General features: G+C 69.9%; 10 protein-coding genes. 9 read left to right on the top strand and 1 reads right to left on the bottom strand.

The genetic code is table 11. The features are described from left to right. The 9 genes from pyk to QLQ85_RS20385 form a co-directional block, all read left to right on the top strand. On the top strand, positions 1–1,437 hold a 1,437-nt coding region (pyk, locus tag QLQ85_RS20345; protein WP_282740667.1), incomplete at its 5' end, for a pyruvate kinase. A gap of 133 nt (positions 1,438–1,570) precedes the next feature. Next, positions 1,571–3,220, top strand: a complete 1,650-nt coding sequence (locus QLQ85_RS20350; protein ID WP_282740668.1) for a Glu/Leu/Phe/Val dehydrogenase dimerization domain-containing protein — start codon at positions 1,571–1,573, stop codon at positions 3,218–3,220. 34 nt (positions 3,221–3,254) lie between these two features. After that, positions 3,255–6,149, top strand: a complete 2,895-nt coding sequence (locus tag QLQ85_RS20355) for a hybrid sensor histidine kinase/response regulator (protein ID WP_282740669.1) — start codon at positions 3,255–3,257, stop codon at positions 6,147–6,149. A gap of 8 nt (positions 6,150–6,157) precedes the next feature. Further along, positions 6,158–7,405 carry an amino acid deaminase gene (locus QLQ85_RS20360; protein WP_282740695.1) on the top strand — a complete coding sequence of 416 codons (1,248 nt, stop codon included), beginning with the start codon at positions 6,158–6,160 and terminating at the stop codon, positions 7,403–7,405. A 137-nt stretch (positions 7,406–7,542) separates the two neighbouring features. Continuing rightward, a complete protein-coding gene (locus tag QLQ85_RS20365) occupies positions 7,543–8,277 on the top strand; it encodes a GntR family transcriptional regulator (RefSeq protein ID WP_282740670.1) in 735 nt (244 codons plus the stop codon). 131 nt (positions 8,278–8,408) lie between these two features. Beyond that, on the top strand, positions 8,409–9,224 hold the full coding sequence (modA, locus tag QLQ85_RS20370) for a molybdate ABC transporter substrate-binding protein (protein WP_282740671.1): 816 nt from the start codon (positions 8,409–8,411) through the stop codon (positions 9,222–9,224). Further along, positions 9,224–9,892, top strand: a complete 669-nt coding sequence (gene modB / locus QLQ85_RS20375) for a molybdate ABC transporter permease subunit (protein WP_282740672.1) — start codon at positions 9,224–9,226, stop codon at positions 9,890–9,892. Before modA ends, modB begins: the two co-directional genes overlap by 1 nt. Continuing rightward, positions 9,885–11,036, top strand: a complete 1,152-nt coding sequence (locus QLQ85_RS20380; protein ID WP_282740673.1) for an ABC transporter ATP-binding protein — start codon at positions 9,885–9,887, stop codon at positions 11,034–11,036. The genes modB and QLQ85_RS20380 overlap by 8 nt, the downstream gene beginning before the upstream one ends. Further along, positions 11,033–11,560: a DUF192 domain-containing protein gene (locus tag QLQ85_RS20385; RefSeq protein ID WP_282740674.1), complete on the top strand. Its 528-nt coding sequence runs from the start codon at positions 11,033–11,035 to the stop codon at positions 11,558–11,560. Before QLQ85_RS20380 ends, QLQ85_RS20385 begins: the two co-directional genes overlap by 4 nt. Before the next feature lie 10 nt (positions 11,561–11,570). On the opposite strand, the gene QLQ85_RS20390 is transcribed toward QLQ85_RS20385, so the two are convergent. Beyond that, positions 11,571–12,431 carry a DMT family transporter gene (locus tag QLQ85_RS20390; protein ID WP_282740675.1) on the bottom strand — a complete coding sequence of 287 codons (861 nt, stop codon included), beginning with the start codon at positions 12,429–12,431 and terminating at the stop codon, positions 11,571–11,573. Positions 12,432–12,445 lie beyond the last annotated feature (14 nt).

A 12,445-nucleotide genomic window follows, 5' to 3' on the forward strand; every position in this document is an offset into this window, starting at 1 on the left:
CCCATCCGCCGCACCAAGATCGTCGCCACCCTGGGCCCGGCCAGCGACCGCGACGGCGTGCTGGAGGCGATGATCGCCGCCGGCGTCGACGTGGTGCGCCTCAACTTCTCCCACGGCAGTGCCGACGACCACCGCCGCCGCCTCACCGCGGTGCGCGAGATCGCCGCGCGCCTGGGCCGCAGCGTCGCCGCACTCGGCGACCTGCAGGGGCCCAAGATCCGCATCGCCCGCTTCCGCGACGGCGCCGTGGACCTCGAGGAGGGCCAACCCTTCGTCCTCGACATGGCCCTCGACGCCAACGCCGGCGACGCCACCCGGGTCGGCTGCGACTACAAGACCCTGGCCGACGACGTGGTCCCCGGCGACCGCCTGCTGCTCGACGACGGCCGCCTGGTGCTCGACGTCAACCGCGTCGCCGACCACCTGATCCACACCTCGGTGGTGGTCGGCGGCCGGCTCTCCAACAACAAGGGCATCAACAAGCAGGGCGGCGGGCTCTCGGCCCCGGCGCTCACCGACAAGGACCGCGCCGACCTGGAGACCGCCATCGACATCGGCGTCGACTACCTGGCGGTGTCCTTCCCGCGCAGCGCCGCCGACATGCGCGAGGCCCGGGCGTTACTGGGCGAGGCGGGCAAGGAGATCGGCCTGGTCGCCAAGCTCGAGCGCGCCGAGGCCGTCGCCGACGAGGCGACCCTCGACGGCATCATCGAGGCCAGCGAGGCGGTGATGGTGGCCCGCGGCGACCTCGGCGTGGAGATCGGCGACGCCCAGCTGATCGGCATCCAGAAGCGCATCATCAAGCGCGCCCGGGCGCTCAACCGCGCGGTGATCACCGCCACCCAGATGATGGAATCGATGATCGAGTCGCCGCTGCCGACCCGCGCCGAGGTGTTCGACGTGGCCAACGCCGTGCTCGACGGCACCGACGCGGTGATGCTCTCGGCCGAGACCGCCGCCGGCGACTTCCCGGTGGAGACCATCGAGGCCATGGACCGGGTGTGCCTGGGCGCCGAGCGCGAGCGGATCGCCCAGGAGTCGGGGCACCGCATCCACGAGGGCTTCACCCAGATCGACGAGACCATCGCCCTGTCGGCGATGTACGCCGCCAACCACCTCGCCGGGGTGGCCGCCATCGCCTGCATGACCGCCTCCGGCTACACGCCGCTGATCGCCTCGCGGATCCGCTCGGGGCTGCCGATCGTCGGCCTCGGCCACAGCCCCATCGCCCAGCGGCGCATGGCGCTCTATCGCGGCGTGGTCTCGCTGCCCTTCGACACCAGCGAGATGAGCGCCACCGAGGTCAACGAGCGGGCGCTGGCGCTGCTGGTGGAGAAAGGCATTGCCGAGCCCGGCGATCATGTCATCCTGACCCGGGGCGATCACATGAACGCCCATGGCGGCACCAACACCCTGAAGATCCTCGATGTGACGTAGCGGGGAACGGCGCCGAGCGAGCCGGCTTGGCCTACGCTTAGGCTAGGTAGCCTGTTGGATGCGACTGATCATCGCGGCAGATCAGCGTTGCGTCCGACAGGCGGCCGATCGGCTCACTGCGAGGGCTCCGTTTATGCCCGATCTCCCCATTCGGCTGCTGCTGATCGAAGACAACCCGCTGCATAGCCGCCTGGTGCAACAACTGCTCCAGGCCGACGCCCAACTGCAGTGCGCGGTCGAGGCCGTGGAGCGTCTCGACGAGGGACTGACCCGGCTCGCCAAGGGCAACGTGGATCTGGTGTTGCTCGACCTGGTGCTGCCGGATAGCCAGGAACTGGAGACCCTGTGGCGGGTGCGCCTGGTGGCGCCCCAGGTGCCGGTGATCATTCTCACCGGCCTCGACGACGTCAAGCTGGCGGCGCGGGCGGTGGAGTCGGGGGCCTACGACTACCTGGTCAAGTCGCACCTCAAGGGAGCCTCCCTGGGGCGTGCCGTGCGCTATACCCTGGGTCGGGCGCGGGCCCGGGGGGGCGAGTGGGACTCGCCGATGTTTCGCCTGGCCCAGCAGCAGTTCCTCAAGGCCTCCCAGTACATGAACCTTGACGACAACATCCGTCAGCGCCTGCTGTTCCCCCAGCGCGCCCAGATGGTCTCCTTTCCTTTCCTCCGCGACGACCGCAGCCAGGTAGAGACGGTGTTTGGCTACCGGGTACAGCACGTCCTCACCATGGGGCCGACCAAGGGCGGGATTCGCTATCACCAGGATGTCGACCTCGGCGAGGTGGCTGCCCTGGCGATGTGGATGACCTGGAAGTGTGCCCTGATGCGACTGCCCTTCGGCGGCGCCAAGGGCGGGGTAAGGGTGGATCCCACCACCCTCAGCAAGTCGGAGCTGCAGCGCCTGACGCGGCGCTATACCACCGAGATCATCGACATGATCGGTCCGGACAAGGACATCCCCGCCCCGGACCTGGGCACCGACGAGCAGGTCATGGCCTGGCTGATGGACACTTACAGCCAGCAGGTCGGCCACACGGTGCCCACCGTGGTCACCGGCAAGCCGGTGGTGCTGGGGGGCTCCCTGGGGCGCAAGGAGGCCACCGGCCGCGGCCTGGTCTACCTGATCGAGGCGTCGGCGGCACACCTGGGGCTGGAGCTCGCCGGGGCGACCGCGGTGGTCCAGGGGTTCGGCAACGTGGGCAGCCACGCCGCACGCTTCCTCGCCGATCTGGGGGTCCGGATCATCGGGGTCGGCGATGCCTCCACCTCCCTCTATCGTCGCGAAGGGCTCCCGGTGGAGGCGTTGCTGGGTCATGTCGCCGAACATCGGGTGCTGGCCGGCTACCACGAGGCGGAGACGATCGACAGCGACGAACTCCTCGAGCTCGACTGCGACATCCTGGTGCTGGCGGCGCTGCAGAACCAGGTCACCGTGGAGAACGCCGCCCAGATCAGTTGCCGGTTGCTCGCCGAGGGGGCCAATGGGCCGACCATGCTCGAAGCCGACGAGATGCTCCACGAGCGCGGCATCTTCGTGCTGCCCGATATCCTCGGCAACGCCGGGGGGGTGACGGTCTCCTACTTTGAATGGGTGCAGGGCATGCAGAACTTCACCTGGACGCTGGACGAGATCAACGAGCGGCTCAAGGCGACCCTGCTCGATGCCTTCCAGCGCACCCTGGCGCGGGCGCAGGCGGAACGGATCGACATGCGCACGGCGGCACTGATCGAAGGGGTGTCGCGGGTCACCGAGGCCAAGCTGCTGCGCGGCGTCTTTCCCTAGCCGCGCGGCCGGTCTGGAATGAGGGGGGCGGCGCATGACCACGAAGCCCGAACGGCCACGAGAGATGGCGCCCTGCTGTCTGCAGCGTCAGCAACTGATCGAGGCGCTAGAGTCGATCTCCGAGGGCTTCACTCTCTACGATGCCGATGGCGTCCTGGTGGCCTGCAACTCCCGGTTCCGCGACTACTCGGGGGTGCCTGAGATGGTCAAGCCGGGGATGCGCTTCGAGGAGCTGATCCGCACCGTGGTGGAGCGCGGCATCATACGCGTCGGTGAGCGCACCCCGGAGGAGTGGATCGCCTGGCGCCTCGCCCAGCGCCGCAATCCGGGCCCGCCCTTCACGGTCTGCACCGGGGAGCGCAAGCTGCGCATCAGCGAGCAGCGCACCGGTGACGGCGGCGTGGCGGCCATCTATACCGACATCACCGAGCTGGAGCTCCAGCGGGAGAACCTGGAGGCCCAGGTGAGGCTGACCGAGGAGGCCCAGACCCGGGCCGAGGCGGCCCGCGACCAGCTCACCGAAGCGCTCGAGTCCATCGCCGAGGGCTTCGCGCTGTTCGATGCCGACGACCGCCTGGTGCTCTACAACTCGCGCTTCAAGGAGCACTTCGTCACGCCGGGCGATGTGGTCGAGCCGGGAATGCGATTCGAAGACCTGCTGCGGGCCGTGGTCGAGCGCGGCCTGACGCCCCCGGGATTTGCCACGGGCGAGGCCTGGATCGCCGAACGCCTCGCCGCGCATCGCAACCCCAGCGCTCCCTATCACTTCGCGCGCAGCGACGGGATGTGCGTCCAGATCAGCGAGCACCGTACCGGCGATGGCGGCTACGTCGCCGTCTATTCGGACATCACCGAGCTCGAGGAGCACCGTCACCGCCTGGAGGAGCGGGTCGAGGAACGTACCGCGGAGCTGCAGGCCGCCACCGTCGAGCTGCGCCGCTCCCAGGCCGAGTTGCGCCGCGCCCGGGATGCGGCGGAGGAGGCCAGCCTGGCCAAGAGCGAGTTCCTGGCCAACATGAGCCACGAGATCCGCACGCCCATGAACGGCGTGATCGGCGTCGCCGAACTGCTCGAGCGTACCCCGCTCACCGAGCAGCAGGCCGAGTACGTGGCGATCATACAGAAATCGGCGGACACGCTGCTGGGGCTGATCAACGATATCCTCGACTTCTCCAAGATCGAGGCAGGGCGGCTCGAGCTCGAGACGGTGGCCTTCCACCTGCGCGACACCCTGAGCGATACCCTGCAGACCCTGGCGCTGCGTGCCGACGAGAAGGGGCTGGAGCTGGCGGTGCATATCCCGCCTGAGATTCCCGACCGGCTGCTCGGCGATCCCGTGCGTCTGCGCCAGGTGGTGGTCAACCTGGTCGGTAACGCCATCAAGTTCACCGACAGCGGCGAGGTGGTGGTGGACCTGGGTCTCGAGGCACTCGACGAGGGCCGCGCGCGGATCGCCTTCGAGGTGCGCGATACCGGCGTGGGCATTCCCGAGGCGCAGCGCCAGCGGGTCTTCGAGGCCTTCGGCCAGGGGGACAGCTCCACGACCCGCCGCGATGGTGGCACCGGGCTGGGGCTCTCCATCGCCGCCCAGCTGGTCGAGATGATGGGGGGGCGGATCCGGCTCGCCGGCGGCCCGGGCGGGCATGGCAGCAGCTTCTCGTTCAGCATCGCCTTCCGCCTGCCGGAGGCGCGGGACGAGGCTGCCCGGCAGCCGCTGGGACTGCATGGACAGCGCGTGCTGGTGGTGGACGACAACCGTACCAACCGCATGATCCTTCAGGAGATCCTGGCCAGTTGGGGGATGCGGCCCAAGGTCGCCGCCAGTGGCCAGCGGGCGCTCGAGATTCTCGACCGGCACCGCGACGCCCCCTTCCCGCTGGCCCTGCTCGACGTGATGATGCCGGGCATGGACGGCTACACCCTGGCGGCACGGATGCGTGAGCGGCCCGAGTTTGCCGGGATGCGGATCCTGATGCTCTCCTCGGGCATGCGCGCCGGCGATGCTGCGTTGCGCCGGCGGCTGCAGATCTCGCGCCTGCTGATGAAGCCGGTCAAGCAGTCGGAGCTGTTGAATGCCGTCGCCGGGGCATTGGGCGTCGCCATGGCGAACGGCCAGGCGGTGCCCGTCTCCCATGCGCTTCCCGGCGACTGGATCGCCCGGCGAGTGCTGCTGGTGGAGGACGGCCTCACCAACCAGCGGGTGGCCATCGACCTGCTGACCCAGCGCGGCCACGAGGTCGAGTTGGCCTGCAACGGTGCCGAAGCCCTCGACGCCGTCGAGCGTCAAGCGTTCGATGTGGTATTGATGGACATCCATATGCCGGTGATGGACGGACTCGCCGCCTCCCGGGCGATTCGCGAACGAGAGCGCGAGAGCGGTGAACACGTGCCGATCGTCGCGATGACCGCCAGTGCCACCAAGGAGGATCGGGAGCGCTGCCTGGCCGCGGGCATGGACGATTATGTCACCAAGCCGTTCCGGGCCGCCGAGCTGTTCCGGGTCGTCGAGGCACCGGCGCCCGGCGGGGCGTCGCCTGCGCCTGCGGTGTCGACGGACGATGCGCCGGGCGGTGATGTCGAGGCAGGGCTCCCCTGCCTGGATCGAGAGGACGCGCTGCGGCGCCTCGAGGGCAACCGCGAACTGCTGGACGAGATGGTCGAGCTGTTCCTCGAGGAGTGCCCCCGGCTGATGCTGGAGATCGAGGAGGCCATCGCCCGGGAAGACGCCGCGACCCTGCGCCGGGCGGCTCATACCCTCAAGGGATCGGCCCTGGTCGTCGGTGGTCAGGCGCTCGGGGGGGCGGCGCAGCGCCTCGAGGCGCTGGCGAGGTCGGGGGATCTGGCGGCTGCCGGCGAGGCCTTCGGTAACCTGGAGAGCCGGGCAAGCGAGCTACGGACGGCCCTCGATGGCCTTTCAGGAGAGCAATGATGAGCGAGATGCCGACAGCGCCGACGAGCTGGCGCTGCGACAAGGGAACGGTCGAGACGGCCCCCGATCTGCTGAGCGGCGTCAGCCTGCCGGCGGCGGTGGTGCTCGAAGCGCCCCTGGCGCACAACCTGGCGTGGATGCAGCGCTTCGCTTCCGAGCACGGGGCGCGCCTGGCGCCGCACGGCAAGACCACCATGACGCCGGCGCTGTTCCGGCGCCAGCTCGAGGCCGGCGCCTGGGGCATCACCCTGGCCACGGCGGCCCAGTGCCGGGCGGCCTTCGCGCACGGCATGGCGCGGCTGCTGATGGCCAACCAACTGGTCGGAGAGGCCAACATGGCGATCGTCGCCGACCTGGTCGAGGCGGGAGCCGACTTCTACTGCGTCGTCGACCATGCCGACAACGTACGCCAGTTGGGGCGCTACTTCGCGGCTCGGGACCTGCGCCTGCAGGTACTGATCGAACTGGGCGTGAAAGGCGGCCGCTGTGGCTGCCGGGATCACGACCAGGTGATGGCATTGGGCGAGCTGATCGACGCCGAGCCGGCGCTGGTGCTGGCCGGGCTCGAGGGCTACGAGGGGGTGGTGTACGGCCCCGACCCGGCGCATGCCGTCCGCGACTATGCCTGGCAACTGGTCGAGGTGGCCCAGGCGCTGGACCACGATGGCCTGATCGAGCTGCATGAGCCGCTGATCACCGCCTCGGGGTCGGCCTGGTACGACCTGATCGCCCAGGTGTTCCGCGAGGCGCACCTGGGCACCCACTTCGTGCCGGTGCTACGCCCGGGTTGCTATGTGGTGCACGACCACGGGCTCTATCGCGAGGCCCAGCATGAGGTACTGGGCCGCCGCCCGGAGCTGGAGCGGGGCCTCGAGCCGGCCCTGGAGGTATTCGCCCAGATACAGTCGCTGCCCGAGCCGGGGCTGGCCATCGTCGCCATGGGGCGTCGCGATGTCGGCGGCGACCGATTGCCCGAGCCGCTGCGGCGTTACCGCGAGGGCGGCTCCCCCCGCAAGTCGCTGTCGGTGGCCGGCATGGAGGTGGTCAAGCTGATGGACCAGCACGCCTTCCTGCGATTGCCCCGGGGCGATGAGGAGGACGATGAGGACGGCGAGCCGATCCGCAACGGGGTGCGTGTGGGCGATATCATCGCCTTCGGTGTCTCGCACCCCTGCCTGACCTTCGACAAGTGGCGCCGCATCTGCCTGGCGAACGAACGCCTCGAGGTGACCGAGGAAATGATCACCTGCTTCTGAGCTCGCCGGGACATCGTGCCGGGCCGAGTGGTGATGAGGTGCAGTCTTTTTTGTATACAATGATTCGGCAGGCTGTAGTCAGCCGCGAGGAAACATGCCAAGGTGCGTGTGAGGGCAAGTAGAGAGATGAGGGAATCATGAGCAACGCCTGGCAGGAAGACGTGCAGGCCGCCGTGGCGGCGGGCATACGTATCAGCGATCAGCATATCGTCGACAAGGTGCGCCGGGCGGTGCTGACCCAGCGCCTGCCCCCGGGCACCCGCCTGCCCGAGGTGACCCTCGGCGAGGTCTTCGGGGTGAGCCGTTCGGTGGTCCGCAAGGCGCTGACCCGGCTCGCCGCCGACCACGTGATCGACCAGCGCCCGAACCAGGTCGCCCGGGTGCGTGCCCCCAGCATCGAGGAGACCCGGGAAACCTTCGCCGCCCGGCGCCTGGTGGAGGGCGAGGTGGTGGCACTGCTCGCCGGCCAGCTCGACGACGCGGCGCAGCTGGCACTGGAGCAGGAGGCGCAGCGCGAGATCGAGGCTCACCGGCGTGGCGTCGAGCCGGCACGCATCGAGCACTCCCTGGCCCTGCATCACCGCTTGGCCGAGCTGTCGCCGAATCGCGTGCTCGGCGCCATGCTCACCGACCTGATCCTGCGCACCTCGATCGTCATCGCCCTCTACAAGCGTCCGTCGCTCGCCTCCTGTTACCTGGATGGCGATCACCCCCGGCTGCTGGCGCAGCTGCGTGCCGGCGAGCCGGAGCGGGCGCGTGAGGTGGTCGACGAGCACCTGCGGGCGCTGGAGAACCTGCTCGACCTCGGCCCCCGGGAGACCGAGACCGACCTGATGGCGATTCTCGGCCGGCCGAGTCCAGCCGAGGCCTGACCCGGGCTTGACCGGGGTCAGGGCGAGGCACCCCGTTGGCGGTTCCGCCTTGTCCGCACCGCCGCACTGGCCGACAATGCCGTCATCGGCGGCCCGGAAGCCGCCTCGCGAGCGGATCACCGAGGGACGCGATGAGATCGGGATGCCATGCCCTGCTGTTCGGGCTGCTATCACTGCTGCCGCTATCGGCGATGGGGGACGTGCCCACGGTGGCGGCGGCCTCGGATCTGCAGTTCGCCCTCACCGAAGCGGCCGAGCGTTTCCGGCAAGAGACCGGCCGCGAGCTGCGTGTCAACTTCGGTTCCTCCGGCAACTTCCGCCGCCAGATCAGCCAGGGTGCGCCCTTCGAGCTCTACCTCTCCGCCGACGAGGCCTATGTGCTGGCATTGCACGAGGAGGGCCGCACCGAGGACGAAGGCGTGATCTACGCCGTGGGCCGGTTGGCCTGGCTGCAGCGTGCCGGTGGCGACGACCTGCCGACCCAGGACGACCCACTCGCCGGCGTGCGTCAGGCCATTGCCACACACGCTGCGGGTCAGGGCCGGCCGCGGCTGGCCCTGGCCAACCCCGAGCATGCCCCCTATGGCGTGGCGGCCCGGCAGGTGCTCGAGCGGGCCGGGCTGTGGGAGGCCAGCGCGCCTCTGCGGGTGATGGGCGAGAACGTCTCCCAGGCGGCCCAGTTCGCCCTCTCCGGTGACGCACGGGGTGGCCTGGTGGCCTATTCCCTGGTGCTGGCACCGACGCTTGCCGAGCGCGGCGACCACGTGCCGATCCCCGAGAGCTGGCACGCCCCCCTGGTCCAGCGCATGGTGCTGATCGACGGCGCCGGCGAGACGGCGCGAGCCTTCTATGCCTGGCTGCAGGAGGCAGAGGCCCGCGCACTCCTCGCGCAGTACGGTTTCCTGCTGCCCGGCGAGGCGGGCATGGATACGGAACTCCACCCCTGATGGACTGGACGGCACTCTCGGTCTCGCTGCGGCTGGCGGGCGGCACCTGCCTGCTGTTGATACCCTTCGGCCTCTGGCTGGGGCGCGCTCTGGCCACTACCCGGGGCCGCGGCAAGCCGCTGGTCGAGGCCCTCGTCGCCCTGCCGCTGGTGATGCCGCCCACGGTACTGGGCTTCTACCTGATGCAGTCGTTCGGCGCCGACGCCCCCTTCGGTGCCCTCTGGCAGCGTCTGGCCGGGAGCGGGCTCAACTTCACCTTCGGCGGCATCCTGCTCGCCTCGCTGGTGGCCAACCTGCCGTTCGCCGTGCAGCCGATCCAGCGCGCCTTCGAGGCGATCCCCCCCAACCTGCGTGAAGCGGCCTGGTGCAGCGGCCTTTTGCCCTGGCAGACCTTCGTGCGCATCGAGCTGCCGCTGGTCTGGCCGGGGATCGTCTCGGCGCTGGCGCTGACCTTCGCCCACACCCTCGGCGAGTTCGGCGTGATCCTGATGGTCGGCGGCTCCATCGACGGCGAGACCCGCACCCTGGCCATCGCCATCTACGATCGCGTCCAGGCCTTCGACGAGGCCGGTGCCGGCATCATGTCGGCCATGCTGCTGCTGGTCTCCTTCCTGACCATCGGCGTGGTCTATGGCCTGGCCGGGCGCCGGAGGTGGCGCCGTGCCTGAATCCCCGCTCGCCCTGCTTGACGCAAGCCTCGAGGTCAGCCTGCACCAGCCCGGGCCGATTCCCCTGGCCGCGGATTTCCACTGTGAGCCCGGCGAGCTGCTGGCCCTGGTGGGGCCCTCCGGCAGCGGCAAGACCACCCTGCTGCGGGCCATCGCCGGTCTCTACCGGCCGGCCGGCGGCCGGGTGCGCTGTGCCGGCGAGACCTGGTTCGATGCCGCCGGAGGTCGTTCGCTGCGTCCCCAGCAGCGCCGGGTGGGGCTGGTGTTCCAGGACTACGCGCTCTTCCCCCACCTGAGCGCCCTGGCCAATGTCATGGTGGCGCTGGGCCACCTGCCGGCTGCCGCGCGCCGCGCGCAGGCCCATGCCTGGCTCGCCCGGGTGCGCCTGGAGGGGCTGGCCGAGCGACACCCTGCCGAGCTCTCCGGCGGCCAGCGCCAGCGGGTCGCCTTGGCCCGGGCCCTGGCCAGGAGCCCGCGGGTGCTGCTGCTCGACGAGCCCTTCTCGGCGGTGGACCAGGTCACCCGGCGGCGCCTGCAGCGGGAGCTGGCGCTGCTGCGCGAACAGATCCGCATTCCCATCGTGCTGGTCACCCACGACCTCGACGAGGCCTCCGCGCTGGCCGACCGGCTCTGCGTGCTGCACGCCGGCCGCAGCTTGCAGCAGGATGTCCCGGAGGTGCTGTTCCGGCACCCGGCCAGCCCCGAAGTGGCCCGGCTGCTGGACCGTCACAACGTCTTCGAGGGCGAGGTGGCGGAAGCGGGCGGCCACCGCCGCCTGCAGTGGGGGCCCTGGCGGCTCGAGGTCGCCCGGGGGCTGGAGGCGCTGGCGCCGGGGCAGCGGGTCGCCTGGTACCTGCCACACTCCGACGTGGTGCTGCACCGCCGGGGGCGCCCCTCGCTGGGGGAGCGCGAGAATCCGGTGTCGGGACGGGTGGTCGAGATGGTGGTGCTGGGTGGCATCACCTCGGTATCGCTCGCCTTCGACCACGCACCGGATACCCTGCGCTTCGAGATTTCCACCCATGCCGCGCGCCGCAACGCCCTGGCACGCGGCGAGACCGTCCAGGTGTCGCTGCTGGCGTCGGGAATCCACCTGATGCCCCGTGGTGACACCGTCGCTACCACTCCGAGGACTCCGACATGAACCCGACCCGCCGCCGATTGCTGCTGGGCCTTGCCGCCCTGGTGCCGACCGCCGCCCTGTTGCCCCGGGCGCTGCTGGCCGAGGCCCCCGTTCCCCTGGACACCGTGACCGTGGCGTTGCACAGCGAGCAGGGGCCCCACCGGCTGCGAGTTGAAGTCGCTCGTACCCTACCCCAGCGTGGCCAGGGGCTGATGGACCGGGATCACCTCGATGCCGACGCCGGCATGCTGTTCCTCTATCGTGACGAACAGTCGCCCCGCAACGGCTTCTGGATGTACCGCACGCGGATTCCCCTGGATATCGCCTTCATCGACGCGGACGGGAGAATCGCGGCGATTCGCCAGATGCAGCCCTGCGATTCGGAGCGTCCCGGCGAGTGCCCGGTCACTTACCCCGGAGTGCCCTACCGGGCAGCACTGGAGGTCAACGCCGGCTACTTCGCGGAGAAGGGTGTCGAGGAGGGCGATTGCGTCAGCTGGTCGGGCAGCGGCAGCCAGTGCCTGACCGATGTCCCCGGCGATTGAGCGTAGCAATTCACGCCTCGACGCGCTTCGGCCGGAAGCGCAGCACGATCAGGCCGATACCCGCTACCACCAGGCCACCGCCGGCGAGCTTGTGGATGCCCAGGGTATCGCCCAGCAACAGCACCCCCAACAGCACCGCCAGCACCGGCACCAGCAGGGTCATGGGCACCACCCGGTTGACCGGGTGGCGGTGCAGCAGGCCGTACCAGAGCCCGTAGGCGACGATCGATGACATCACCGCGGTGTAGCCCACCGCTCCCCAGCCGGCCCAGCCCGCCTGCCGCATGGCCTCGAGGTGGTCACCCTCGAAGAGCAGCGAGCCCAGCGCCACCTGGGGCACGGCGAACAACGCCACCCAGCCGGCCAGTGCCAAGGGGGCGAGGTTCGGCCCGCGCTTGATCAGTAGCTGCGAGACCGCCCATCCCAGGGCGCTGAGCAGCAACAAGGCCAAGGGGAGCGGCGACGGCAGGGTGGGGCCGCCGGCCAGCACCACCACCCCGGCGAACGACAGCGCCAGGCCGATCAGGCGCTTCGGGCCCAGCCGTTCCCTCAGAAAGAACACCGCCAGCAACGTGGCGAAGGGCGTGCCCATCTGCACCAGCAGCGCACCGGTTCCCGCCTCGGCCTGGCCCAGCCCGATGAACAGCAGCGCGAAGTGCAGGGTGCCGAAGGTCACCGAGAGCAACAGCAGGAAGGGCAGCTGGTGTCGCGCCACCGGATGGAAGGGCACCAGCAGGGCGGCCACCAGCAGGAAGCGCAGGGTGGTCATCAGCAGCGGAGGCATCTCCGCCACCCCCACCTTGATGATGATGATGTTCAGCGCCCAGATGGCGATGACGGCGAGGCCCAGCAGCAGATCCCGGAGTGGCACGGTTCATCCTTGAA

The sequence above is a fragment of the Halomonas kalidii genome (assembly GCF_030010475.1).
In the GTDB taxonomy this organism is placed as follows: Bacteria; Pseudomonadota; Gammaproteobacteria; order Pseudomonadales; family Halomonadaceae; genus Halomonas; species Halomonas heilongjiangensis.